Origin of the sequence: Paraburkholderia fynbosensis (genome assembly GCF_902859935.1) — a bacterium.
In the GTDB taxonomy this organism is placed as follows: Bacteria; Pseudomonadota; Gammaproteobacteria; order Burkholderiales; family Burkholderiaceae; genus Paraburkholderia; species Paraburkholderia fynbosensis.
This window is the reverse complement of record NZ_CADIKI010000011.1, coordinates 233,250-257,981: the sequence shown is the minus strand read 5'-3', so window position 1 is coordinate 257,981 and position 24,732 is coordinate 233,250. Positions and strand designations below refer to the sequence as shown.

The window sequence follows — 24,732 nt, the reverse complement described above, 5'->3', positions numbered from 1 at the left end:
TGAGATTTTGCTAAGGTGAGAAGGTATTTGCGGCGTGCGGTTCAGGATCCACCGAACCAGTTGTAGCCTTGGTTTTCCCAATAGCCACCGGGAAATTCGTTCGTTACGCTGATGGCGACGATGTACTTCGGGTTTTTGTAGCCGAGCTTCGTGGGCATGCGAAGCTTCATGGGGAAGCCATACTTCGCGGGCAGGATGTTGCCGTCATAGGTCAGCGTGAGCAGCGTCTGCGGATGCAACGCCGTCGGCATGTCGATGCTGGTCCAGTAGTTGTCGGCACAGTGCAGCGCGACGTATTTTGCGGTTGTATCCGCGCCCGCCCGTAAGAGAAAGTCGGAGAATCGCACGCCACCCCACTTGCCGATTGCGCTCCAACCTTCAATGCAAATGTGTCGCGTAACCTGGCTCTGCTGCGGCAACGCATGCAGTTCGTCGAGCGTCCAGATACGCTTACCTTTGACGAGACCACTGAGTTCAAGGTGGTAAGCGCGTGCGTCGACGTCGGGTACCTGGTCAATGTCATAAAAGGCATTGAAGGGAAAGGGTCGCGCGATCATCGATTCCGGATAGACCGGCGCCAGTTTGTGCGGATCGAACAGCAGGGCCTGCGCGCTATCGTTGAATGAAGACATTCTGCGCAGCATGGTGTTGACCGATTTTTCGTTAGTCAGATCGCAGCCCGACAGTAGCGCGAGTCCGCCCAAGGTCAGAATTCGCTTGCCCAACAGGCGGCGTGCCGGCGATTGCAGTTCCTTTCCCGCATCCTTGATGATCGATGCGGCGTCGAGCGTCCGTACGGATTTTCGTGAAGTCACGGTTAGCGGCCCCGGATCATGGTGAGCAAAGATCGCGGCACCAGCGCAACCATCACGACATGTATCGAGAAGAAGCCGACGAGCACGCCCATCGCGACGAAGTGGACGATGCGCGCGTTGTCGAAACCGCCCATCAGCGTACGCAGGATTGGCAATTGAACCGGCTTCCAGATAGCCAGGCCTGATAAAACCAGGAGCGCGATGTCAGCGATCACGACGAGATACGCAAACTTCTGTACTGCATTGTATCCACTGAGATCGTCATGACTGAGTTTGCCGCGTAGCGCGGCAATCAGGTCGGAGGCAATCGCGCGAATGCCGATGGGAAAGAATTTTTTGCGCAGGCGTCCCGTAGAAATGCCCAGAACCATGTATGCGACGAAGTTTGCGGCCAGTATCCACATGACCGCGAAATGCCAAAGCAGCGCACCGCCTAGCCAGCCACCCAGTGTGATGGAGGCGGGAAACCAGATAGCTTTGAAGATGGGCGACGCGTTATACACTTGCCAGCCACTCAGGCACATGACTATGACAGCGGCTGCATTGATCCAGTGGATGATACGGACCCATACAGGATGTATCGTTGCATGCGTCAAGGCGCCCTCACTGTCGATGGTATTGAAAGTTTAAAGCGTGCCAGGCGGCTGTCAGCGGGAAGCGAGAAACAACCGTGCATCGCGTCTCTCATCGCAGACTCAACTCGAATCCTGGCTCGTGAAAGGTTGTCAAGTTACACGTCATCGTTCGGATACGCGTGTCTTAGCCCGGGAGAAGAATCGCATCCGGGGTCGCGCGATGCTATCGGTCAAATGACCGACCAAGGCGAGTCCCCCGGATGGGCCTGACTGGAGTGCTGGATCGCGTGGGCGGGTCGCCGCTGCAGCAGCGCCATGTCCAGCGCGCAGCATTAGATCGGTGTCTTGCGGTGTACGTCCGACCCTGACCAGGTGTCCGTTAAGACGCCCCTCGCCTGTGATCTGTTGAATTTATTGAACCGGTCATTTTTTTGATCTGACTGCACTTTCCACCTATCTATCTAGTCCCCTTGGATCCTCCACCCATTCCTGCAACAGACAAAGCTGATTGCAAGTCTGCCCATGCCGAATCGCATCGGTCATTCGACCGATGCGATTCGGCATGGGCAGATGTCATTATTCTATCGCTTGCCTTATGTCGCATATGGCAAACGAAGTATCCATTGGCAGCAAACACGCATGACCGCTTAGGCGGGCGCGATTGAGCATCTAACGGGAAAGAACTTCGAAGGCATCGCCGCAGGCCGCCACATGTCAGGCGTCGATCCGGGGAATGCCGCGTTATCCGACTTCGGATGTTAGTCTTTGAGGAGTTTCAATGCTTGAACGTAGCGTCAAATCTAGTAGCGTCCGCGAAGAGCAGTGGCTCAAGTCATATTATTCCGTCCGGTCAGCATTTTCCGCCATCTGGGTTGCACTAGCACTTTCCATCGGCAAGCAAGGCACAGCTGGCGTCGCGGTTCTATTTGCCATTTATCCCGCTTGGGATGCTTTGGCCAATTTCGTCGACATGTCGCGCAACGGTGGCACCGGTAAGAACCGAACACAGGCCATCAACATCGCCGTCAGTGCCGTTACACGGTCGCGGTGCTCCTCGCATTGAGCATAGAGATGCCTCCGGTACTCGTAATTTTTGGTGTTTGGGCCATCCTCTCCGGGCTACTTCAACTCGCTACCGCGGTCCGCCGCTGGCAGGACCTTGGGGCGCAGTGGGCAATGATTCTAAGCGGAGCGCAATCCGCGCTCGCGGGAGCATTCTTCATTATCCAAAGCGGCGGATCAATGCCTCCCGCTATTTTTAAAATAGCGGGCTATGCAGCCGTTGGTGCAGTTTATTTCTTGATATCCGCTGTGTGGTTACACGTGAAGCATGCGCGACGTCACGCTAATTGAGGGCTTGCGAACGACGTAGTCGCAGTCATCTCAACAGCGAATGTAATGGCGGAACTGAATCGGTACTGCCGGACGGGGAGTTCGTGACACCGTTGACGAACCATTCGATCAGAATTTCCCCGAGCCAGTTCGAAAGACATTCAGCGCACAAAAATATTCCACAGGCTGGTCGCGGGTTACAGACCTTGCCTAAACCTCCGCATTGACGATTACAAATCCCCTTGTATCTGATAATTTCAGCGATTTTCACTATCGGATAGAACAGGACTGTCGGCGACTGGAAAGCTGACATGTTCGTTCTCTCTTCTTTCCTCTCTCTGCTTCCCTCTTCTTCGCAGCACCTCATTCCACGGGGTCGACTCCTGAAGCGAAGACGTTCAGACCATTGATTGAATTGACAGTAACGAGACGCAGCATTGCAAAGCAGGTCGCCTTGGTGAAACGGGATTCAAGATCCGCAATCGAAGATTTACCTCGAGAGGAAGAGGTTCTGGCAACTGCCAGGATGGAAGCTCGCGCCGCAGGCATATCTGACCAGGAGGCAACGCACTTTTTTCGGATCAGATAGAAGCGAATAAGCTGGTGCAATACGGTCTTCATGCGCAGTGGCGGCGAATCGGAGGAGCACCCGATGAACCAAGGGCCGATCTGACACGCGACATTCGTCCCATGCTCGATCGACTGCAGAAGGAGTTCCTACAGATTCTGGTTTCGACAAGAGACTTGTGCACAGAACAGGGATGCGGTGAAACACTCGCTCGAGAAACGCAGTTGTACATTACAAGTCGCGCGTTGGAGCCGCTCTACGGATTAGCCGCAGAGCGGGCGCTTGCGAGAGTTTGTTTAGAAGGTTGAGGTCTTATTAGGAGCATTGACAGGACTCCCCAGCACAAACGTCGCTTTTCAATTCGGCCGTACGCTGCAAACGTGGAAGGGATCAGCGTTAATTCGGTTCCGGTGCCGGTCGTATTTGCCTCGTTGCAACAAAACATCGCTCCACTCCTGTTCATTTCGAGTACTTCGTATCGCGGCTGACAATGCCGTTCGGCAGCTGTCGTTCGACCCGAATGCCGATATCAACGGACAGCACTGCCGTGCAGCACCCCGTACCGTCGCGTATGATTGTTAACCCATCCTCGTGACGTTCCATACCCAATCCGATGTTCGACCTTGAAGCGACCCACGCCGCGCTGGGAATATTCGATGCTGTGAGAGCACTTGCCTTCATTGGCGATTTGAGCATGGGACAGCCAACCGACCATTCGTTGCGCACCGCATGGCTGGCAGCGCGACTCGCCCACGCGGCCGGACTCGAGGCCTCGGCTTGCGACACGGTCCGCGAGGTGTCGCTGCTACGTTGGTCGGGTTGCACGGCAAACGCGGCAGGGTTCGCAAAAATGTTCGGCGACGACATCACGATCCGGACCGCGATGCTCGAGGGCAGGCCCGGCATTGCCGAGGCGATTGGCGAAGTCGGCGCCGCGATGATGCCACTTGCGCAAACTCACTGCGAAGTATCCGGCGAAGTCGCGCAAATACTGGGACTTTCGAAGCCGACCGAAACGGCGCTGCGCCACATTTTCGAAACGTGGGACGGCAGAGGCCTGCCCGCGCAACTCGCGCGTGAGGGGGTGCCGATATCCGTGCTGGTCGTGGCGCTTGCCGGCGATCTGGAGGTGTTCAGCCGCACGTATGGCGTCGAACCGGCGCTTGCGTTGATCGAACAACGCTCCGGCGCGCGGTATCCGGCGCGCCTCGTCGCGATAGCGACACGCCACGCGGGGGCTTGGCTGACGGAGCTGCAGCGCACACCGCTGGCTGATTTCGACATCGTACTGGCAACATCCGATATGCAACGGACGACATCGGCGGAATTGATCGCCGACATCATCGATCTGAAATTGCCGTGGATGACAGGCTTTTCGCGTGCGGTCGCAATGACGGCCGCCGAATGTTACGCTCGGTTCACGTCGGATGACGCAGCGCGCGCGCTCGTATATCAGGCGGGATTGATTCATGGCATCGGCAGGGCCGCCGTGCCCAACGATGTGTGGAATCTGCCCACGCCTTTGTCGGCGAGCGCCTGGGAAAAAGTGCGGCTAGTGCCGTACTGGACAGAGCGCGCCGGCAAGCAGACCGGCGCGCTGGGCGAAGCCGCCGTACTTGCGTCGTATGCGTACGAGCGGCAAGACGGCTCCGGGTATTTTCGCAGCGCGCGCGATGCAGCACTGACGTTGGAGGCTCGTGTGCTGGCTGCGTCGGTGGCGTGGGTTGCGTTGCGCTCGACGCGGCCTTGGCGCGCCGCGCTGGCCGACGACGCTGCCGCACGCCTGTTGCAAGTCGAGGCTAGAAATGGCCGGCTATGCCGCGAGGTGGTGGACGCGCTGGTGACGAAACGCGTCCCCGCGAGGCGCGCGGCAAGGAGCGCGCCGCACGGTCCGCGCCTGTCTGCGAGAGAGATCGACGTCCTGCGCGCGATCTCGCGAGGTGCGAGCAACAAGGAGGTCGCGCAGGAATTGACAATGAGTCCCAGCACGGTGCGCACCCACGTCGAGAGCGTGTTTCGCAAGCTCGAGTGTTCCACGCGCGCGGCAGCGACGCTCAAGGCGTCGACGAGGGGCTTGATCTAGATGCATGGCGTTGCGTGCCTGAATCATGGACAGTACTCGCCGGACGCAGTACGCGCGTCGCTCGTTGCACTGTGCGCCCCTTCCCGGCGTGCCTCAGCGCGGCAATCCGGCGAGCACAATGTCCGGTATGCCGCCCGCCTGGACCGTGATATAGACGACTTCCTCGTTCGCTTCGTTCTTGACGTGGTGAACGGTGCCCGGATCGACCGAGTAAAAATCACGCACCTTGGTGCTCTGAACATGGCCGTCGATATTCAACTCAACGGTCAACACGCCACGGACCACGAGAAACCGATCACTGACGTTGGTGTGCTGATGCCATTGCGTCTCACCACCGGTTTGAACCGTCGTTTGCAGGATCGCACAGCCTTCCTCGCGCAACAACGTCTTATACTGCACCTTGTCGTTGGCAAGCGGAATATCCTTGTCATCCATCTCATTCTCCAATGCGAGTCGATAGCGAGTTGTTCGCATAACCTGGGATCAGGAAGTAGACAGCGCCCATGGCCTCGCTGAATAGCAGCGCCCCTGCCAGCCAACCGTGCGCCGCTCGAATGCTCGGGGCAGCCAGCTCACACCCACGACAACAACGAATTGATGAACCGACATTGCAGTCATCGTCATGAGATTCGTGTGTGCTTTATCCCAGCGAGGCTGATTTTCGTCACATCGACCGTCGTCGTGGCCCCAACGGCAATCATGGCATTCGACTAAGGGCGGAGGCATCGGTCAAATGACCGACCCAACCTCGAAGTCAACGCATAGGGATCAATCCGCGCTTCATCGATATGCCCACTCGCGCCGGCGAATCATCGGCCTCGCACCTTCGGCGGGCCTTCAATATGGCCGAAATGCTCGAACGTCACCTGCGCTGCGCGGCACATCGCATCTGCGGTGGAGTTCGGCCGACGAATACGGCATGGAACTCGACGTACCGGTCAAAAGCGGCGCGACAAGGCTGCGGCGAGGCGCTTCTCCGGCGAGTCCCCCTCTCGAAACGCCGTGCGGCGCAGTGTCGCTACCGGCCACCTACGTATCAATACCCGGTAGCAGATTTGCCGCATGACTGCCGGGCCCAGTACCGCCGCGTCCAGAGGGGACGAAGGCTTGCAGCAGACGCAAGGTCGCTTGTGCAAGATCGCCCTCAAGCGGCGTCGATATGGTCCCTGGCGGCGCGCCTGATTTTGTCACGTTAAGGCTTCGAGATAAGGTCGGCTGACGTAAATGGATGATGATCACAATGGCCAAGACGCCGCGCACGACATTGCTCCTGGCATCGCCAAGGTGCTGAAACGATTGCACCACCCACTGGATGTGATCCTGCTGTGCGTGCGGTGGCACGCTGCGTATTCGCTGAGCCTGCGAAACCTCGGGGCAATGACGGCGGAACGAGGACTCGCGGTTGATCATTCGAGCGTGCATCGGTGGGTGATCAAGCTTGCGCCGTTGTTTGAAAAAAGCGTTTCGAACGGCGAGCCGCAGGCCATCACCGTGGATAACGCAACGGGACTTTCCGAGGCGGGAAGCACCATAGATGTAGCCGCCTGGTCGCTGCTGGTCGATCCACGTCGACACACTGTCAACATCCTCGGCATTACGCAAGCAGCGCCTTCGTGCGATGCGCGAGACCGCCTTGCGCCCGGGCGCGTTGTGCCTCGCGAGCCGTGAAAACCAGGGCGCCGATGTGCGCTGCGTCCATGTCGTCGATTTGATAGTCAAGCTCGCCGGTGCGAGGGTTGCGAACTGCGATAGACGTCATCGTGTTTCCTTTCGTTGCGTGGTATTGCCCGCGAGGAGCGGGGCACTCGGGCATCGCAAGCCGTGCTTCAATGCACGACCTGTTTGACGATGACCGATGCTAGCAACGCAAAAACACAGCGAACACCATACGCCTGTCGATCCGGCCGAATTCCTCAATCAAAGTGCGTGACGCAAATGCGGGTTGCGCGTCAACGCTGTTCTGGCGTCGCCCCGTCCGCGATTGCGCTCGCGGACTGGCCCGCAGCTTGCCGCGCGATTTCACGCACGCGCTCACTGCCGCCTTGATCAGATGCCCCGGCCGTTATAACGCAATGCCGCAACGCCATAACGCCCATCGACAGGGGAATTGATCTCCCGTCCCAAAGACGCTGAGCTCTGCGTCCGAACAAGGGTGCGAGGCCCCGGAACCTCACCCAATTCGATTTCGCCACATTTCGCAACAACGTTTTGCGAAATAATCACATGCTTATGGAACCGGTTCCAAATATCATCGTTCCGCGGCAAAATGCCGTTGCGGACGCGATTGCGCGCCCTACTCTGGTGAAACGAGAACATGCCCGAATTCCCTCTTACCTCGCGCCGAGGCTTCCTGCGCTCGGCCATCGCGCTGGTCCCAGCCGGCACGCTGGCGGGTTGCGACGTGCAGCACAACGCGTCGAATCCTTCGGCGTCCACGTCGAGCCCGAATGGCGAAAACAGTGCCAACCCGCCCCGCGCTGGGTACAAACCGCGCTTCTTCGACGCGAAGGAGTGGGCGTTCGTCCACGCAGCCGTCGACCGTCTGATTCCTGTCGACAGCGAAGGCCCCGGCGCGATTGAAGCCGGCGTGCCCGAATTCATCGACCGTCAGATGGATACGCCTTATGCGCATGGCGCGCTCTGGTACATGCACGGCCCATTCCAGCAGGGCGTGCCGGAACTCGGTTACCAGTTGAAGCTGGTGCCGCGCGATCTCTATCGGCTCGGCATTGCTTCGGTGAACGCGTACTGCACGAAAACCTACACCAAGACTTTCGACGCACTCGATGCCGCCACCCGCGATACCGTACTCGGCGCGCTCGAAAAAGGCGGCGTCGATCTCGCTGACGTGCCCGCCAACGTGTTCTTCGCGCAGCTGCTGCAAAACACCCGCGAAGGCTATTTCTGCGACCCGATTCACGGCGGCAATCGCGACATGGGCGGCTGGAAAATGATCGGCTTCCCCGGCGCGCGCGCGGATTTCATGGACTTCGTCAACCAGAACGGCGAGGCCTATCCGTATGGTCCCGTGTCGATTGAAGGAAAACGCACCTGATGGCAACCAACAGCAAACCGCATGTCGACGCGGTCATCGTCGGCTTCGGCTGGACCGGCGCGATTCTCGCAAAAGAACTCACGGAGGCAGGGCTTAAAGTGGTCGCGCTGGAACGCGGCGAGTATCGCGATACGTATCCGGACGGCGCGTATCCGAACACGATCGACGAACTCACATACAACGTTCGCAAGAAACTGTTCCTGGACCTGTCGAAGACCACGGTATCAATCCGTCACAACGTGATGGAAACCGCGCTGCCCTATCGTCAACTTGCGGCTTTTCTGCCTGGTGAAGGCGTGGGCGGCGCCGGACTGCACTGGTCGGGCGTGCATTTCCGCATCACGCCGGAAGAGTTGCGTCTGCGCAGTCACTACGAAGAGCGCTACGGGAAGAAGTTCATCCCCGAGGGAATGACGATTCAGGATTACGGCGTTAGCTACGACGAACTCGAACCGCATTTCGATTTCGCGGAGAAAGTGTTCGGCACATCGGGCCAAGCCTATAAAGTGAACGGCAAGGTTGTCGGCGACGGCAACGTGTTCGAAGCGCCGCGCAGCGACAATTTCCCGTTGCCCGCGCAGTTGAACACCTATTCCGCCGAGCGTTTCGGTAGAGCCGCGAAGGAACTGGGGCTGCATCCTTATCGTTTGCCTTCAGCGAATACTTCCGGTCCCTACACGAATCCGTATGGTGCACAAATGGGTCCGTGCAACTTCTGCGGCTTTTGCAGCGGCTACGCGTGCTACATGTATTCCAAGGCATCGCCGAACGTCAACATCCTGCCTGCGTTGAAGCAGTCGCCGCACTTCGAATTGCGCACGCGCTGCCACGTGCTGCGCGTCGATCTCGACGACTCGAAGAAGCTTGCGAAGGGCGTCACGTACGTCGAGCCATCGGGCCAGGAAGTTTTCCAGCCCGCCGATCTCGTGATCGTCGCGGCCTTCCAGTATCACAACGTTCATCTGTTGCTGCTGTCGGGCATCGGCAAGCCATACGACCCGATCTCCGGCGAAGGCGTTGTGGGCCGCAATTTCGCCTATCAGAACCTGTCGACCATTAACGCGTTCTTCGACAAGGACACGTACACCAATCCGTTCATCGGCGCGGGCGGTAACGGAGTTGCCGTCGACGATTTCAACGCGGACAACTTCGATCACGGCCCGCTCGGTTTTGTCGGTGGATCGCCTTTGTGGGTCAACCAGGCGGGCACGAAGCCGATCAGCGGCATTGCGACGCCGGCCGGTACGCCGAACTGGGGTAGCGCGTGGAAGAAGTCGGTGAAGGATCATTACGCGCACACGGTTTCGATGGATGCGCACGGTTCGAACATGTCTTATCGTGACGTGTTCCTCGACCTCGATCCGACCTACCGCGATTCATACGGCCAGCCGCTCCTGCGCATGACGTTCGACTGGAAAGACAACGACATCGCAATGGCGCGCTACGTCACTGGGCAAATGCACAAGATCGCCCAGCAGATGGGCCCAAAAGCAATCAACGTGTATACGCGCGAATATGGCGCACATTTCGATTCGCGCCGCTATCAGACCACTCACCTGGTGGGCGGCGCGGTGATGGGCACTGATCCGAAAACGAGTGTGCTCAACCGCTATCTGCAAAGCTGGGATGTGCATAACGTGTTCGTGATGGGCGCGTCGGCGTTTCCGCAAGGCATCGGCTACAACCCGACGGGTCTCGTTGCCGCGCTCGCCTACTGGTCCGCGCGTGCGATCCGTACGCAGTATCTGAAGAACCCCGGTCCGCTGGTGAGCGTATGAGCATGCGTATGACGACGATCTTCTCGAACCATCTGCGTCGCGCGGTGTGGACGGCAGGTATCTGCGCTGCGTTGTTCGGGCCGCCTGCTATCGATTTGGCGCAGGCCTCGCCACCCGCCAAGTCAGGCACCACGTCAGACGCTGGATTAATCGCGCACGGCGAATACCTCGCTCGTGCCGGCGATTGCGTCGCCTGCCACTCGGCACCGTCGGGCAAGCCATTCGCGGGCGGCCTCAAATTCGACACGCCGATCGGCGCGATCTATTCGACTAACATCACGCCGGACCGCAACACTGGCATCGGATCGTGGACTTTTGCGCAGTTCGATCGCGCGGTGCGTGCGGGCGTGCGGCCGAATGGAGCGACGTTATATCCGGCGATGCCCTACCCGTCGTATGCCCGTCTGAGCGACGACGATATGCATGCGCTGTACGCGTATTTCACGCATGGCGTCGCACCGGTCGCGCAAAACAACCGTCCGGTGGATATCGTGTGGCCACTGTCGATGCGCTGGCCACTCGACATCTGGCGTCACCTGTTCGCCCCAGATCCGAAAGCGTTCGATACGGCCCGCTATAGCGACCCGGTTCTCGCACGCGGCGCGTATCTGGTCCAGGGTCTCGGCCATTGCGGCGCATGCCACACGCCGCGCAGCGTGACGATGCAGGAGCTCGCACTGGACGACCTCGACGGACCGACGTATCTGGCCGGTGGCGCACCCATCGACGGCTGGGTGCCGTCGAGTCTGCGGGGCAATCCACGCACCGGCGTCGGCGCATGGAGCGAAAGCGAACTCGTGCAATTCCTGAAGACCGGCCGCACGGCCCATGCCGCGGCATTCGGCGGAATGACGGATGTCGTGCAGCACAGCGCGCAGTACATGAGCGATGCCGATGTCACCGCGATGGCCCGCTACATCAAGACGCTGCCGTCGAGCGATCCCGCTGAAAAGCCCCATGCATACGACGATACAGCGGCGCACGCTTTGCGCACCGGCGACGCCACTGCACCGGGCGCAGCGGTCTATCGCGACAACTGCACGTCCTGCCACCGCAGCGACGGACACGGCTACACCGGCGTATTTCCGGCTCTGAGCGGCAATCCTGTCGTGCAGGGCAAGGACGCGACATCGGTCATTCACGTACTGCTGTCCGGCAGCGCGCTGAAGGGCACGAAATCCGCACCGTCGACTTTCACGATGCCCGCCTTCGGATGGCGTCTGAACGACGAGGAAGTCGCCGACGTGACCAACTTCGTGCGCACGAGCTGGGGCAATACCGGCTCGACGGTCACGGCCTCCGACGTTGCGAAGGTCCGCAGGACGGTCAGCGTCACGGCGCCCGAATTGCCGCCAGGTGCGGCACGCCACTAGTAGACCGTAACGCCAGCACGGGCTGACGTAGCTGACGTTCAGCGCACGACGTCAGCCCCCTCACGCCCTCACGATTCCCGTTCGACGTCAGTCAGCCTCATCGCCCGAGGCGGACGGCGCTCGCACGGAACAACGCGAGATCGCCGTTCAGGCGACTTGCGATCGACGCCTTAACAAACACATGACAATGATGAAAAAACATTGGTTTGCCACGCCCCTCCTGCTGTCCTTCGCGGGAATCGCATCCGCGCAGAGTTCGGTGATGCTGTACGGCATCGTCGACGCGGGTATCACTTATCGGACCAACGAACGCAGCGGCTCGACGGGCGCGTACACCGGGCATTCGAATGTGGCTGCCACGAGTGGCAATCTGTCGGGAAGCCGCTGGGGCATCAAGGGTAACGAACAGCTCGGCGGCGGCTGGACCGCGCTGTTCCAGCTCGAAGACGGCTTCGATATCTCCAACGGCAAGGTCGGTCAGAACGGTGGTCTGTTCGGGCGTCAGGCGTTCGTGGGGATTGGCAGCGCGCAATACGGGACCATCACGATGGGTCGTCAGTACACTTCGCTGAATGACTTCGTGAGTCCAGTCGCACCGGTTGCGCTAGTCGGCGGCTACGGCGCGCATCCGGGCGATATCGACGATCTCGATCAGACGGCTCGCGTCAACAATTCGATCAAGTACACCAGCGCGGCTTACGCGGGGTTCACGTTTGGCGCGCTATACGGTTTTGGCGGCCAGCCAGGTAGTGTGAAACAGCAGAACACGTGGAGCGTCGGTGCGTCGTATGCGAATGGTCCGGTGCATGTGGGCGTCGGCTATGAGCGGTCCGACAACACTAAAAACGGTGCAGGCGATACGACCGCCGGAAAATGGAGCGCCACCGACGACGGCTTATTCAATTCATCCATCAACGAAGGCTACGCGAGCGCGCAGTCACAGCAGATCGTCGCGGCGGGAGCGACTTACGATTTCGGCCCAGTGCTTGCTGGCGTAAATTACAGCAATGTTCAGTACCGCTCGGGCGCTGATTCACTGTTCAACGGTCGCGCTACGTTCAACGTCGCGGGCGTGTTCGCGCAGTGGACCGTGCGACCTGAGTTACGGCTGTTCGCGGGATACAGCTATACACGAGGCGGCGAAGTGGATGGCGTAGACGATCGAGCGCAATATCACACCGTATCGCTCGGTGCTCAGTACAAGCTGTCTAACCGTTCTACCGCCTATCTGATGGGCGGCTATCAGCATGCGTCCGGGATGACCCTCGATGCACTCGGAAATCCGGTGGCGGCGACCGCCTCGGTGACCGACAAGGGAAATGGTCACTCGTCGGCGGCACAGTCGCAGGCGATCGTCAGCATTGGTGTGCGGCATCGGTTCTAAGATTGCGCGATGTACGTTAATTTTGCGTACTACGTGTTGAGGAAACGCGTCGTACGCAAAAGTGTTTCGGCTGGCTGCGCTTGCGGATCACCAACCCGTACTTCATCAACGGCTTCGGCGCGCGCCATACCCACGCGACGCAAGCCCTCGGGCGCGGGGCCGAGCTGACGACGATTCGGGACAATCTGCGGCACGCGTCGGTGTCGACGACGTCGATCTACCTGCATAGCGATGAGGTCGACCGGGCGCGGCAGATCGAGGAGGCGTTTGCGACGCGGAAGTGACAGGTCTTCGTCCGTGATGCAATAACCCTGATCGCCAGGACGATACAGCGGCCTCTTTCTGCAAGCGGTGTGCGGCGAAGCCGCGGCCCTAAGTCTGCCGCGCCTGACCGTTAGTTGCGCCAAAATCTGGGCACTTGTGCGTTCGCAGGCGACCAGCAATCCTCCGCCACGCTGGAGAATCAAACTCACGAATAAACCCGTCGAAGGAAATGCCCATGGGCTTGCGCCGCATTACGGCCCGACGCTCAGCCGTACATGGCAAGGGACTATTCGCGCTGCAGCCTATCTCAGCGGGCGAACGGCTTATCGAGTACAAGGGTGATGAAGTGACCAACTGGCGCCTCGCCGTCGCCCGTCAGCAGTCTAGCGCAGGCCATACTTTCGTCTTCGGCCAGTCGGATGGTCGCGCGATTGACGGCAGCCGCGGGGCAACAGCGCCCGCTTTCTCAACCATGCGTGCGCGCCGAACTGCGAGGCAATGGAAATGGACGAGCGGGTGTTCATTCATGCGCTCACCACTATCGCGCCGGGCGACGAGCTTTTCATCGACTATAGTCTGGCAGTCGATGGCCCGACCACTGACGACGTGCGTGCCCAGTATTCATGTCGCTGCGGCGCTCCGGGCTGCCGGCAATCCATGCTGGGCAGCGACGCGGGATCATCGTCATTCGCTAGTGCGACCGTCACAGACGACGCACTAGCGCTGCACACATACCCATGTTTCGATCGGTTTGACGCGACGCCGACTATCGAATGACAGCCCTTTACTCTCGTCCATCAGACCAGACCAGGGAGCGAGGACTGCACGGGAATCCCGAACACGCACCCATCCCATTTCGAAAATTGGCGGGGCATCGGCCTTCACCGATGGTGGCCGACAAGAAAAAAAGCGTGCGGCTGTTCTAGGTCGCTTCGTCGCCATTCGAATGAAAGGGAATTTCCCGTCCCGAGGCGGCGGCGCAAGCCGCAATTCGGCATCAAAGTGCCGTGATGAAGTCTCAACCTTCATCAACACCAACAGGAGGGGAAGTCCATGTCCATGGTCACCATCGGAATCGATCTTGCCAAGAACGTCTTTGCGGTTCACGGAGTGGATGAAACCGGCAAGCCGATATAGATCAAACCGCATGTCCCACGCGATCAACTGCTCGCGTTGATCGCTCAGTTGACGCCCTGTCTCATTGGCATGGAAGCGTGTTCAGTGCACATCACTGGCCGCTGATATTCCGACAGCACGGCCACACTGTGAAGCTGATCGCGCCCAAGCTCGTGGCGCCGTACCGGATGTCAGGCAAGCGCGGCAAGAACGACGCAGCCGATGCAGCGGCCATCTGCGAAGCTGTGACCGAACGAGAGCCGGCCGATTGCGCACCTCAATCCCACCGCTCGTCACGCACCTGAACGACGCCTGCCTCGATCCGCACTGGAAACGCCACCACATCCTCATATGCCGGCGGCGCCAGCACCTTTCCGGTCCTGATGCAAAATCGTGCACCGTGTCGCGGACAGACAATCACGTCGCCTTCCACCACACCGCCCGTCAGGATGCCGCCGTCGTGCGGGCAGATATCCTCGATTGCGTAACAGGTGCCGTCGACGTTGAATACAGCAACCTGCGCGCCATCGACCTCGACGCTACGAACAGACCCGGCGGGAAAATCCCCGATCGCGGCGACATCGACCCAGTCGGACATATCAAAGCATCCCCAATTGCAGGCGCGCCGCATCCGACATCCGGTCTCTCGACCACGGCGGATCCCACACCAGTTCAACGTGCACGTCGTTCACTCCGCTCACCGGAAACACTGCATCCTCCACGGTCGCCGGGAAGGTCTGCGCGACCGGGCAGCCGGGCGCGGTCAGCGTCATGCGAATCCCAACGCGGCCTTCGGCTTCGTCCACGTCAAGACCATAAACAAGCCCCAAATCGTAGATGTTGACCGGAATCTCCGGGTCGAATACGGTGCGCAGCGCGTCGATCACGCGCTCTTGAAGACGTTCAGTTGTTGCGCCGCTGCCGGGTTGTGCGGCCTCAGCGCGCTTCAGCCAGTCGAATGTGCTCATCGTCTGCCTCACTCTGTCGAAACGGGGCGGTCCTCGTCGTGCAGCGCGGCGCGCAGCGTATGCCAGGCCAGCGTTGCGCACTTCACACGCTCGGGAAACTCCCGTACACCGGACAGCACCGCCAGCTTGCCCATCTCCGCGGCTGCCGCCTGCCGTGCAGCGGGTGTTGTCACCATGTCGTGAAAGCGCCCGAACAGCGCTTCGGCCTCTGCTTCTGTTTTGCCCTTCAGCGCCTCGGTCATCAGCGACGCTGATGCTGTCGCAATTGCACAGCCTGCGCCTTCGAAACTGGCCTCTTTGACGATGCCGTCCTCGATTCGCAGATATAGCGTCATCCGGTCGCCGCACAGCGGGTTATAGCCCTCAGCCGTGCGATTGGCACCGGACAGTCGATGACAGTTACGCGGCCGCCGGTAGTGGTCGAAAATAACCTCCTGATACAGATCACGCAGATCGCTCATGTTCCGAATATCTCCCTGACCTTGACGAGGCCTTCGATCAGCGCGTCGATATCCTGGTGCGTGTTGTAGAGGGCGAGCGACGCGCGCACGGTAGCCGGTACGCCGAAGCGCTGCATCACCGGCATCGCGCAATGATGGCCCGCACGCACGGCGATTCCGTGTCGATCGAGAATCGTGCCGACATCATGGGCATGCACGCCGTCGAGCACGAACGACAGAATGCTTGCCTTGTCGTGTGCGCTACCTATAAAACGCAAGCCCGGTATCACCCGCAGGGCGGCCGTCGCATAGGCGAGCAGTTCGTTCTCGTGCGCGGCGATGACTTCCATGCCGATGCTATCGACATAGTCGAGCGCCGCGCCCAGCGCAATTGCGCCAGCAATGTTCGGCGTACCTGCCTCGAACTTCCACGGAATCGCGTTGTATTCCGTTTTCTCGAAGGTTACCGAGCGGATCATGTCGCCGCCGCCCTGCCACGGCGGCATCGCTTCAAGCAGTGCGGCCTTGGCGTATAGCACGCCAATGCCAGTCGGTCCGTACACCTTATGCCCGGAAAACGCGTAGAAATCGCAATCTATCGCGCGGACGTCAACCGGCAGATGCGCGATTGCCTGTGCACCATCCAGCAGCACCGGCACGCCCCGTGCGTGTGCCGCTGCAACGATGCGCTCCACCGGATTGATGCTGCCGAGTGCGTTGGCCAGGTGCGTCATCGCGACGAGCCGCGTACGTTCATTCAACAAACGCTCGTACGCGTCGGCATCGAGCGCACCCGTATCGTCGATCGGCACGACTTTCAGCGCCGCGCCCGTCTGCTCGCAGACGAGCTGCCACGGCACAATGTTCGAATGGTGCTCCATCGCGCTAATCAGGATTTCGTCGCCGGGCTTGATCTGCGGGCGAGCATAGCTCTGGGCGACGAGATTGATCGCCTCGGTCGTGCCACGCACGAATACGATCTCCTCGGGACGCTGCGCATTGACGAGGCGTGCAATCTTCGCGCGTGCGGCCTCGAATGAATCGGTCGCGCGCTGCGACAGCAGATGCACGCCGCGGTGCACATTGGCGTTGCTATGCCGGTAGTAAGCGTTTTCCGCGTAGATGACCGAGGCGGGCTTTTGCGTAGTGGCGCCATTGTCGAGATAGACCAATGGCCGGCCATGCATGCGCTCGCCCAGAATCGGAAAATCGGCTCGCCAGTGCTCGACATTGCGCGGATCGGGCGTCTGCATCTGTTCGATCGGCTTCATAGCAACTCCCTGATGCGCTCGCCTTCCGGGGTGCGCGCGAACAGCAGGTTTTCGAGCCGCTCACGCAGCGAATCGATGCGCACACGTTCGACAACGTCGCGCGCAAATGCGTATGTCAGTAGCGCCCGCGCCATGCGCTCCTCGACACCTCGTGCACGTAAATAGAACAGCTGGTTGTCGTCCAGTTGACCGACCGTCGCGCCGTGTGTGCATTTCACGTCGTCGGCGTAGATCTCGAGTTGTGGCTTCGTGTCGATTTCCGCATCGCGTGACAGCAGCAGGTTGTGATTCGCCTGATGCGTGTCCGTTTGCTGCGCATCGCGATGCACGATGACGCGCCCGTTGAACACGCCACGCGCAGCGCCGTCGAGCACGCCGCGGTAGTATTCGCGACTCGTGCCGTGCGGCTCCGCGTGATCGATGCGCGTATGGTGATCGACGTGCTGCCGGCCGCCAACGAAATAGAGACCGTTCAACGCGGCTTGCGCGTTCGCGGCGTTCAGGCTAGTGCGGATGCCCGTGCGCGACAACGCGGCGCCAAACGCAAACGCATGTGAGGTAAAACAGCTGCCGCGTCGCTGCGCAGCGGCGAGCGACGCGATATGAAAAGCCTTCGGGCTCTCTTGCTGCAACCGGTAGTGCTGCACGTCCGCCTGCTCGTCTGCGACAATGCGGGTAACCGCATTAGTCCAGTACGCGTCGTCGCCGAGCCCGACAAAGTGCTCGACGATCATGCAGCGCGAGCGTGCTCCTGCAAGCACCACATTGAACGGCTGCACCGCAAGTCCCGCTTCGTCGGTCAGGAATAGTATCTGCAGCGGTTGATCGATGACCTCCCCAGGGGGCAGCACGATGGCAAACCCGTCCGTCATAAACGCCGTGTTTAGCGCGGCAAAGCCGTCGACATATGCCTGCGAGGCGATTGCCGCTTCCAGTTGTTGTGGCATTTCTCTCAACGCCCGGGTGAGCGAGCCCACAAATACCCCGTGTGGCAAATCATTCAGTTTCGACAGCCGCGGCACATGCCGACCGTTGACAAAGACCAGTCGATGACCGGCAGGGTCCAGCTCGAGTACATCGACGATGCGGCGCGCGTCGCTATCGCCGCCGAGGTCGAGGCGGTCGGTGCGTTGCGCCCTGAAATGCCAGGAACGCTTGCCGATCGCCGACACGTTCGTGTATTTCCAGTCCTCGTGCCGCGTGGTCGGGAAACCCAGCGCGTCGAACTGGTCGTACGCGCTTCGGCGCGCGGCACGCAGCCACGGAATCTCAGCGCCGGGCAACGTCTGCGCGAGTTGCGCAAAAGCCTGATGGAAGTAGTCGAGGGATTCGTTTTTCATGGATGCCCCGCACTTTCCTGGTTTGCTCTATTTTCTGGTTGCACCACTTCATCGGCGATCCAACCATAGCCTCTACGCTCCAGTTCCAGCGCGAGTTCACGGGACCCCGACTTCACGATCCGGCCATTCGCCAGCACATGCACGCGATCCGGCACGACGTAGTCCAATAGCCGCTGATAGTGCGTCACGAGCACGATCGCCCGTTCTGGACTGCGCATGCTGTTGACACCCTGCGCGACAATCTGCAATGCGTCGATGTCGAGTCCGGAATCCGTTTCGTCGAGAATGGCGAGCCGGGGCTCCAGCACGACCATCTGCAGAATCTCGTTGCGTTTCTTCTCTCCGCCGGAAAAACCTTCGTTCACGGCGCGATACAGCAAACTCTCGTCCATCTGCATCAGCGTCATCCTCTCCTTGACCCGTTGCAGAAACTCCATCGCATCGAGCTCCGGCTCGCCACGATACCGCCGCTGCGCATTCAACGCCGCCTTCAGCAGATAAACGTTGCTCACGCCGGGTATCTCGACGGGATACTGGAACGCGAGAAACAGTCCTTGGTGTGCGCGCTCTTCGGGTGCGAGCGCCAGCAGATCACGGCCGAGATACGAGACCTCGCCGCCCGTGACAGCAAAGTCCTCGCGCCCGGCCAACACCTGGGCAAGCGTGCTCTTTCCCGAGCCATTCGGGCCCATGATCGCGTGCACCTCGCCGGCCTTTACACTCAGATCGATGCCATACAGAATTTTCTTGCCGTCGACTTCGACCTGCAGATTGCTGATTTCAAGCATGGTCCGAATCCTTCGAATCGCTGAGGTTTATCCCACGGCGCCTTCCAGGCTGACGCCGAGCAGCTTTTGCGCCTCGACAGCAAACTCCATCGGCAGCTCCTTGAAGACCTCCTTGCAGAAGCCGTTCACGATCATCGACACCGCATCTTCCGGCGACAACCCACGCTGCCGGCAATAGAACAACTGGTCTTCGCCGATGCGTGATGTCGATGCTTCGTGTTCGACCTTTGCGGTCGGGTTCTTGACCTCGATATAGGGGAATGTGTGAGCGCTGGAACGGTTTCCGAGCAAAAGCGAATCGCACTGCGTGTAGTTGCGCGCGCCTTGCGCCGCACGGCCGACCTTCACGAGGCCACGGTACGCGTTCTTTCCCCGCCCCGCCGAAATGCCTTTGGACAGAATCGTGCTGCGCGTATTGCGGCCGAGGTGAACCATCTTCGTCCCGGTATCGGCCTGTTGATAGTGGTTGGTCAGCGCCACCGAATAGAATTCACCGACCGAGTTATCGCCCTGCAGGATCACGCTTGGATACTTCCACGTAATCGCCGAGCCGGTTTCCACCTGAGTCCATGAAATCTTCGAATTCGCCTCGCGGCAGTCGCCACGTTTGGTCACGAAGTTGTAGATGCCGCCCTTGCCCGATGCATCGCCCGGATACCAGTTCTGCACCGTCGAATAGCGGATCTGTGCACCTTCCAGCGCGACCAGTTCGACCACAGCGGCATGCAGCTGGTTTTCGTCGCGCATCGGCGCGGTGCAGCCTTCCAGATAGCTCACGTAGGCGCCTTTGTCCGCGACGATCAGCGTGCGCTCGAACTGCCCTGTGTTCTGGGCGTTGATGCGAAAGTAGGTCGACAATTCCATCGGGCAGCGCACGCCCGGCGGGATGTAGCAGAACGACCCATCGCTGAACACGGCGGAATTGAGCGCAGCGAAGAAATTGTCCGTGTGCGGCACGACCGAGCCGAGATACTTTCGCACCAGTTCGGGATGATGCTTTACGGCATCCGAGAACGAACAGAACACAATGCCGAGTTCCGCCAGCTTTTCGCGGAACGTAGTTGCTACCGACACGCTGTCGAATACCGCATCCACCGCTACGCCCGCCAGCAGTTCGCGCTCCCTCAGCGGCACGCCCAGCTTTTCGTAGGTACGCAGCAGTTCCGGATCGACTTCATCGAGGCTCTTCGGACGATTCTTCTGCGTCATCGGCGCGGAATAATAGACGATGTTCTGATAATCGATAGGCGGGTGTTCGACCGTCGCCCAATGCGGCTCGGTCATCGTGAGCCAGTGGCGATAGGCCGCGAGTCGCCATTCGAGCATGAACGCCGGCTCGTCTTTCTTCACCGAAATGAGCCGGACCACGTCCTCGCTCAGCCCGCGCGGAAGCGCATCGGCCTCCAGATTGGTCACGAAACCGTGCTGGTATTCGCGGCTGATCAGTTCATCGAACCCGGTTGTGGATGCGCTCATGCGTGGCCTCCGTCAGTCGATCTGCTGGCGGGCATCGCGCCCGCGCGGCGGCTTGGGATACTACGGGCGCGGATCGCGCTGATATCGACTGCGCGCAACGCGGGGCCCGCCATGTCCGCCAGCGTGACCTGCTGCAACGCTTCGTAAATCAGGCGATTGATCTTCTGCCAGTTGGCGCGCACCGCGCACGCCGCCTCCTGGATACACAGGCCCGGCGTCGTGCTGCATTCGGTCATCCCGATGGGGCCGTCGACAGCGGCGATTACTTCCGCCAGCGTGATCCGCCCGGGCGGCCGCGGCAGCAGGTAACCGCCGTTTGTGCCACGCAGCGACTCCACGACACCACCGCGCGTCAGCACTTTCAGCACCTTTGACACCGTAGGCCTCGCGACGCCGGTCGCCGTAGCAATGCTGCTTGCACTGTGGACGGCATCGGGATCGCGCGCCATCGCGGTCATGATCACCGTGCCGTAATCGGCAAGTTTGCTCATGCGCAACATCGGAACATCTCCCGTTTAATCAGGACCCAATTGGTCCTGATTACCTCGAAACGAAATCCGCACGTTTGGGGAGCGACACTGTCCTCTGTGGGGATTCCTAGCCACGTCGCGAATTGCTTTCGTTACGGGAGAAGTATTTCGCGGATGGCCCAACACCAATTTCATTCTAGACCTGTGTATATAACCTTGTCAGCGTATTGGTCTTCGTGACGGACCACTCTGGCGAGCCGCGCTCGATCGACCGCGAACACCCACTCGCCCAACGAGACGTCAGTTGTTCGATATCCAGAATATCGAAAACTAATTTAAAAGCCGCAATCCGCGTGAAGGCATAAAGCGACTGCGCAAAAAGCTCGGGCTGCGCTTCAGGCAAACGCGCAAATTCAAGGCGACGACCAATTCGAAGCACGCCTGGCCGGTTGCGCCGAACCTGGCGAACCCCGACTCGCGCGCCGTGCCCGTCGAGGTATTTCCGCAGACGCTCTGCTCCGAAGCTTCGTGCATGCGCTGACGCGCCGCCAGTACCTCGGCTTCGAGGCGTGGGTCCTGCTATGCCCGGGGCGATGCAGGACGTTTGTGCCATGTGTCATATCCACTTACCGAAACACCCGGCAGCCCGCACTTCGGCGGCACAACATAGTCCCTGTCGCATCTGCTCAATCGTGCCGTACCTCGCCGCGACTGCTTCGCGAAGCAGACCGTGCATTTTTTAGCAAATCACGCTCTATCTTCGCTTTCAGCCAGCTTCCGCTTGACCCGTGCCAACTCAGCTTCGATTTCCTTTTTACGGAATGTTGGCATCCACTTTTTTCAACCGATCTCGATCGAGCCCGTGGCTCTGATGGGGGCACCTGCTCGCGGATATTCACCGTGGGCCTGCAGCGAGCGCTGCGAACCGAGCCCGGGTACATGGCTGCATCCTCGACCTGATGCCGGAGAACCCGGACTGCTTCGCAACAGGGAGTCGTCCATACATGGTGCAAATAGCGCGGGGCGAATCGGTTAAGGTATCGGACTGAACGAATTGAGAGCCGACGATGAGCAAGCTGAAGAGCTTTGACGAACTGTTCGCAGGCCGTCACTCTGACCGCGATGTGATCATTCTGTGTGTTCGCTGGTACTTGCGCTACAAGCTTAGCCTGCGCGATCTGGTCGAGACGATGGCGCAACGACGTCTATCGCTGGCGCACACGACGATCCTCCGCTGGGTGCGGCGCTTTGCGCCGGGAGTTCGTCAAACAGTGGAACCGCTTTGACGGGCCCACCGGGCAGACGTGGCGTGTCGACGAGACTTACCTCAGGCTGCGCGGTAAGTGCGTCTGCCTTTATCGGGCAGTAGATCGGCAGGAGCAGACGGTAGATTTCATGCTCAGCGCCAGGCGCGACGTGAAGGCGGCAAAAGCCTTTTTCAGGAAGGCAATCAAGCATCAAGGCCAGCCACCGAAGACCATCACGCTCGATGGTTACGCGGGATCGCACCGTGCGCGAGATGAAGTCCGATGGCTTGCTGCCTGAGGACTCGACGCAAAGGCCAATTCAGTCTCGCGAAGCTCGGCCTCAAAGATACCGCTGCACCCATAGTTTGGAAGGCCGTCCTGTCCGCTTCGTGAGGTATCCTTTCTATATGGCAAAGATCTCCTCCAGACCGCCTATTTGCACCGGAGCCCGATTTCGCGCACGCTGGCGCCACAGGTCCACGCGCTTGCATCCGGCAGGATCGACTGCTCGACCTAAAATGAATTATCCGGATCGATCGGGAGAGTAATTGTGGAACTTCACCTGGATTCCCATCATTTCACGCACCGTCAGCCCGACTGGCGGGCAGCCGCCCTGGCGGGGGTTATCGCCGGAGCGATATTCCTCATATTGGGGGTTTTTCTGACGGCGCTCGTGACGGGCCAGAGCCTGACGGAACCGCCACGCATGATCGCCGCTATCATCTTGGGTCGTGGCGCATTGCAATCGCCGCATGCGTTCTCTGTGGGCATTGTCCTTGCAGCCTTCATCGTCCATTTTGCCCTTGCAATCGTTCTCGCGCTCATCCTCAGCCTGATCGCGGTGTCGTTCAGTCTCGACTCGAGCGTGGGCATGGCAACGTTCGCGGGTGCCGTTTTCGGCGTGATCGTCTACATAATCAATTTCTATGGCATGACCCAATTTTTTCCGTGGTTCGCGGAGGCGCGGAACTGGGTCAGCGCGCTCGTTCACATTGTCTTTGGCATCGTAGCGGCGGACATGTACATGAAACTGGAGCGCCGGGTATCCAACGTGGCTAAAGTGGATTCGGACGGCTCGTCGTAACCGGTTCGTCAGGCGAGAAGTGAGGGCAAAATCCGCTCTGCCCTGATCGAATCACCGCATATACGGCACGGCCCCGCCGATGAATCTGCGCCGTCGCGCAGCTCGCCCAACGCTCGGCTCGCATCCGTGATGTGCGTAGCGCCTCGCTCCGATGCCGAGCGTTACTTCGCCGGAAAGCGCATGAACGCGTGAGCGTCGGCGTGTGTGAGTTGGCAGACGAGCAGACACGCCGTTCGCCGCGCAACATGTCATACGGAAACGATTGAGATGCTCATATGCCGATGATGCCCTTTAGCCTCGGCCTTCAGCGGCACGGAGATCCTCAATATTGCTGGGCATCGGTCCGTTCGGGGACCGCATGTATCCGGCCGTTTGCCGGGACGCTTATGTATCCCGGTCAGCCGAATCTACAAGGATGTAATCATGAACCAGATAGATTTGCCCCAACGTATCGAAGAAATCGAACTGGCGCTTTCGGAAGTCTTTGAGTCCGCGAAGGCAGCCGCTGTCAGCAGCTATGACGAGGGGTCAGTTTTTTTCATCCACCTCTCGTGGGTGGTGGAGTCGCACAGGGATGCGTCCCTTGATGCGCGGTGTGCCATCACCGTCCGGTTCTCCCGACAACAGATCGATCGCTATGCAGCCCTTGATACGTCCTCACGTGCCGTGGTCCGCGACCGACTCTGTGAACTGGTTCGCGCGCGCTTTAGCGAGCAACAGGATCCGCCACCGCTGCAAGGCGCATGCTCTGTTGAACTCGACGTCGACGATGCGCTGCTCGACATACCGGACGCTCCCTACGAGTTGTAGCGTCGAAACGGACATCCGGCAGGCGGGTCACCGTGGTGCCCATGCGCGAACGACGACCCGACGGTTCCCGTTGCGGAGTCGATGGAGCGGTGAAGAGGTTCGCGGAACTGGAACGGCATTCCTGGCGACAACGAACGGGAGCCGAATAGCGTCGAGCCCGTGACGGCACGCTCAAGGTTCGCGGCGCGCGCCATCCATGACCGTCGAGGCAGTCCTGAGCCGGTGGAGTGCGCGACGGATTCACGCCCCGCGTCCGCGTGGACATTGAGGAAGGTTGGAATGCCGACGCAGGTCTGTCCGCATGGGTAGGCCAGCGTGATCTGTTGCTCGCCAGACGTGTTGATCACGGTGCGGGTCAGACGGCAACGGCCGTGTCCGGTTGGCATTCGACCTCCCCCGCCCGGCTGTCAGGACTCCCGGCCGCTGGTCGCGTGCTGCCCACTATCGCCAGCGCCAATACCTGACGTCCAGACCGGCGCGCAACGTGAATCACGC

General features: G+C 59.9%; 21 protein-coding genes and 6 pseudogenes. 14 read left to right on the top strand and 13 right to left on the bottom strand.

Annotated features, from left to right (window positions below; all coding sequences use genetic code 11):
- Window positions 1-41 precede the first annotated feature (41 nt).
- Both HV770_RS20100 and HV770_RS20095 read right to left on the bottom strand, forming a co-directional pair.
- Window positions 42-815: a molybdopterin-dependent oxidoreductase gene (locus HV770_RS20100; protein ID WP_175162322.1), complete on the bottom strand. Its 774-nt coding sequence runs from the start codon at window positions 813-815 to the stop codon at window positions 42-44.
- 2 nt (window positions 816-817) lie between these two features.
- A complete protein-coding gene (locus HV770_RS20095; protein WP_175162320.1) occupies window positions 818-1,411 on the bottom strand; it encodes a cytochrome b/b6 domain-containing protein in 594 nt (197 codons plus the stop codon).
- 757 nt (window positions 1,412-2,168) lie between these two features.
- Here HV770_RS20095 and HV770_RS20090 point away from each other — a divergent pair.
- The 3 genes and pseudogenes from HV770_RS20090 (at window position 2,169) to HV770_RS20080 (ending at window position 5,373) form a co-directional block, all read left to right on the top strand.
- Window positions 2,169-2,743 (top strand): annotated as a pseudogene (locus HV770_RS20090) (DUF308 domain-containing protein).
- A 436-nt stretch (window positions 2,744-3,179) separates the two neighbouring features.
- Window positions 3,180-3,311 (top strand): chorismate mutase family protein, encoded by a 132-nt coding sequence (locus tag HV770_RS39800; protein ID WP_425497457.1) that lies wholly within the window; start codon window positions 3,180-3,182, stop codon window positions 3,309-3,311.
- Between the two features lie 592 nt (window positions 3,312-3,903).
- Window positions 3,904-5,373, top strand: a complete 1,470-nt coding sequence (locus tag HV770_RS20080) for an HD domain-containing phosphohydrolase (RefSeq protein WP_175162316.1) — start codon at window positions 3,904-3,906, stop codon at window positions 5,371-5,373.
- 93 nt (window positions 5,374-5,466) lie between these two features.
- On the opposite strand, the gene HV770_RS20075 is transcribed toward HV770_RS20080, so the two are convergent.
- The gene (locus tag HV770_RS20075) at window positions 5,467-5,808 is read right to left on the bottom strand and encodes a cupin domain-containing protein (protein ID WP_175162314.1); all 342 of its coding nucleotides are present in this window, start codon (window positions 5,806-5,808) and stop codon (window positions 5,467-5,469) included.
- Window positions 5,809-6,613: 805 nt separating this feature from the next.
- Between HV770_RS20075 and HV770_RS20070 the strand changes: the two are divergent.
- The 8 genes and pseudogenes from HV770_RS20070 to HV770_RS20035 form a co-directional block, all read left to right on the top strand.
- Window positions 6,614-6,834: pseudogene (locus HV770_RS20070) on the top strand (IS6 family transposase); the annotation flags it as partial.
- An 853-nt stretch (window positions 6,835-7,687) separates the two neighbouring features.
- Window positions 7,688-8,428 (top strand): gluconate 2-dehydrogenase subunit 3 family protein, encoded by a 741-nt coding sequence (locus HV770_RS20065; protein ID WP_175162313.1) that lies wholly within the window; start codon window positions 7,688-7,690, stop codon window positions 8,426-8,428.
- Window positions 8,428-10,206, top strand: a complete 1,779-nt coding sequence (locus HV770_RS20060) for a GMC family oxidoreductase (RefSeq protein WP_175162311.1) — start codon at window positions 8,428-8,430, stop codon at window positions 10,204-10,206. Before HV770_RS20065 ends, HV770_RS20060 begins: the two co-directional genes overlap by 1 nt.
- An 8-nt stretch (window positions 10,207-10,214) precedes the next feature.
- Complete coding sequence (locus tag HV770_RS20055; RefSeq protein WP_425497454.1) at window positions 10,215-11,579, top strand: c-type cytochrome; 1,365 nt, start codon at window positions 10,215-10,217, stop codon at window positions 11,577-11,579.
- 190 nt (window positions 11,580-11,769) lie between these two features.
- Window positions 11,770-12,963, top strand: coding sequence for a porin (locus tag HV770_RS20050; protein ID WP_175162391.1), 1,194 nt, complete (start codon window positions 11,770-11,772; stop codon window positions 12,961-12,963).
- A gap of 80 nt (window positions 12,964-13,043) precedes the next feature.
- Complete coding sequence (locus HV770_RS20045) at window positions 13,044-13,247, top strand: tyrosine-type recombinase/integrase (protein ID WP_425497458.1); 204 nt, start codon at window positions 13,044-13,046, stop codon at window positions 13,245-13,247.
- A gap of 215 nt (window positions 13,248-13,462) precedes the next feature.
- A pseudogene (locus HV770_RS20040) lies at window positions 13,463-13,908 on the top strand (SET domain-containing protein); the annotation flags it as partial.
- 372 nt (window positions 13,909-14,280) lie between these two features.
- A pseudogene (locus HV770_RS20035) lies at window positions 14,281-14,594 on the top strand (IS110 family transposase); the annotation flags it as partial.
- A 26-nt stretch (window positions 14,595-14,620) separates the two neighbouring features.
- Here HV770_RS20035 and HV770_RS20030 read toward each other — a convergent pair.
- The 9 genes and pseudogenes from HV770_RS20030 to HV770_RS38780 form a co-directional block, all read right to left on the bottom strand.
- Complete coding sequence (locus HV770_RS20030) at window positions 14,621-14,941, bottom strand: Rieske (2Fe-2S) protein (protein WP_175162309.1); 321 nt, start codon at window positions 14,939-14,941, stop codon at window positions 14,621-14,623.
- A gap of 1 nt (window position 14,942) precedes the next feature.
- Window positions 14,943-15,311 carry an SUF system Fe-S cluster assembly protein gene (locus HV770_RS20025; RefSeq protein ID WP_175162307.1) on the bottom strand — a complete coding sequence of 123 codons (369 nt, stop codon included), beginning with the start codon at window positions 15,309-15,311 and terminating at the stop codon, window positions 14,943-14,945.
- 8 nt (window positions 15,312-15,319) lie between these two features.
- Window positions 15,320-15,772, bottom strand: a complete 453-nt coding sequence (gene sufU, locus HV770_RS20020) for a Fe-S cluster assembly sulfur transfer protein SufU (RefSeq protein ID WP_175162305.1) — start codon at window positions 15,770-15,772, stop codon at window positions 15,320-15,322.
- A complete protein-coding gene (locus HV770_RS20015; protein ID WP_175162303.1) occupies window positions 15,769-17,022 on the bottom strand; it encodes a cysteine desulfurase in 1,254 nt (417 codons plus the stop codon). Before HV770_RS20015 ends, sufU begins: the two co-directional genes overlap by 4 nt.
- Entirely contained in the window at window positions 17,019-18,362 is a 1,344-nt protein-coding gene (sufD, locus tag HV770_RS20010) for a Fe-S cluster assembly protein SufD (protein WP_175162301.1), read from the bottom strand. The genes HV770_RS20015 and sufD overlap by 4 nt, the downstream gene beginning before the upstream one ends.
- Window positions 18,359-19,150 carry a Fe-S cluster assembly ATPase SufC gene (gene sufC, locus HV770_RS20005; RefSeq protein ID WP_175162299.1) on the bottom strand — a complete coding sequence of 264 codons (792 nt, stop codon included), beginning with the start codon at window positions 19,148-19,150 and terminating at the stop codon, window positions 18,359-18,361. The genes sufD and sufC overlap by 4 nt, the downstream gene beginning before the upstream one ends.
- A 27-nt stretch (window positions 19,151-19,177) precedes the next feature.
- Complete coding sequence (gene sufB, locus HV770_RS20000) at window positions 19,178-20,626, bottom strand: Fe-S cluster assembly protein SufB (protein WP_175162297.1); 1,449 nt, start codon at window positions 20,624-20,626, stop codon at window positions 19,178-19,180.
- Complete coding sequence (locus HV770_RS19995) at window positions 20,623-21,126, bottom strand: SUF system Fe-S cluster assembly regulator (RefSeq protein WP_175162295.1); 504 nt, start codon at window positions 21,124-21,126, stop codon at window positions 20,623-20,625. The genes sufB and HV770_RS19995 overlap by 4 nt, the downstream gene beginning before the upstream one ends.
- A 415-nt stretch (window positions 21,127-21,541) precedes the next feature.
- Window positions 21,542-21,906 (bottom strand): annotated as a pseudogene (locus HV770_RS38780) (IS3-like element ISBvi4 family transposase); the annotation flags it as partial.
- Between the two features lie 257 nt (window positions 21,907-22,163).
- Between HV770_RS38780 and HV770_RS39795 the strand changes: the two are divergent.
- From HV770_RS39795 to HV770_RS19980, 3 genes and pseudogenes are all read left to right on the top strand, one after another.
- Window positions 22,164-22,736 (top strand): annotated as a pseudogene (locus HV770_RS39795) (IS6 family transposase).
- A gap of 157 nt (window positions 22,737-22,893) precedes the next feature.
- Window positions 22,894-23,427 (top strand): hypothetical protein, encoded by a 534-nt coding sequence (locus HV770_RS19985; RefSeq protein WP_175162293.1) that lies wholly within the window; start codon window positions 22,894-22,896, stop codon window positions 23,425-23,427.
- A 423-nt stretch (window positions 23,428-23,850) separates the two neighbouring features.
- Window positions 23,851-24,237, top strand: a complete 387-nt coding sequence (locus tag HV770_RS19980; protein WP_175162291.1) for a DUF3022 domain-containing protein — start codon at window positions 23,851-23,853, stop codon at window positions 24,235-24,237.
- Here HV770_RS19980 and HV770_RS19975 read toward each other — a convergent pair.
- Window positions 24,225-24,623 (bottom strand): hypothetical protein, encoded by a 399-nt coding sequence (locus HV770_RS19975; protein WP_175162289.1) that lies wholly within the window; start codon window positions 24,621-24,623, stop codon window positions 24,225-24,227. The two genes, HV770_RS19980 and HV770_RS19975, sit on opposite strands and share 13 nt — an antisense overlap.
- Window positions 24,624-24,732 lie beyond the last annotated feature (109 nt).

Coding starts and splice junctions, on each gene's coding strand:
- HV770_RS20080 (WP_175162316.1), top strand. CDS start 3,904: ATGTTCGACCTTGAAGCGACCCACGCCGCGCTGGGAATATTCGATGCT.
- HV770_RS20075 (WP_175162314.1), bottom strand. CDS start 5,808: ATGGATGACAAGGATATTCCGCTTGCCAACGACAAGGTGCAGTATAAG.
- HV770_RS20065 (WP_175162313.1), top strand. CDS start 7,688: ATGCCCGAATTCCCTCTTACCTCGCGCCGAGGCTTCCTGCGCTCGGCC.
- HV770_RS20060 (WP_175162311.1), top strand. CDS start 8,428: ATGGCAACCAACAGCAAACCGCATGTCGACGCGGTCATCGTCGGCTTC.
- HV770_RS20055 (WP_425497454.1), top strand. CDS start 10,215: ATGACGACGATCTTCTCGAACCATCTGCGTCGCGCGGTGTGGACGGCA.
- HV770_RS20050 (WP_175162391.1), top strand. CDS start 11,770: ATGAAAAAACATTGGTTTGCCACGCCCCTCCTGCTGTCCTTCGCGGGA.
- HV770_RS20030 (WP_175162309.1), bottom strand. CDS start 14,941: ATGTCCGACTGGGTCGATGTCGCCGCGATCGGGGATTTTCCCGCCGGG.
- HV770_RS20025 (WP_175162307.1), bottom strand. CDS start 15,311: ATGAGCACATTCGACTGGCTGAAGCGCGCTGAGGCCGCACAACCCGGC.
- sufU (WP_175162305.1), bottom strand. CDS start 15,772: ATGAGCGATCTGCGTGATCTGTATCAGGAGGTTATTTTCGACCACTAC.
- HV770_RS20015 (WP_175162303.1), bottom strand. CDS start 17,022: ATGAAGCCGATCGAACAGATGCAGACGCCCGATCCGCGCAATGTCGAG.
- sufD (WP_175162301.1), bottom strand. CDS start 18,362: ATGAAAAACGAATCCCTCGACTACTTCCATCAGGCTTTTGCGCAACTC.
- sufC (WP_175162299.1), bottom strand. CDS start 19,150: ATGCTTGAAATCAGCAATCTGCAGGTCGAAGTCGACGGCAAGAAAATT.
- sufB (WP_175162297.1), bottom strand. CDS start 20,626: ATGAGCGCATCCACAACCGGGTTCGATGAACTGATCAGCCGCGAATAC.
- HV770_RS19995 (WP_175162295.1), bottom strand. CDS start 21,126: ATGTTGCGCATGAGCAAACTTGCCGATTACGGCACGGTGATCATGACC.
- HV770_RS19980 (WP_175162291.1), top strand. CDS start 23,851: ATGAACCAGATAGATTTGCCCCAACGTATCGAAGAAATCGAACTGGCG.
- HV770_RS19975 (WP_175162289.1), bottom strand. CDS start 24,623: ATGCCAACCGGACACGGCCGTTGCCGTCTGACCCGCACCGTGATCAAC.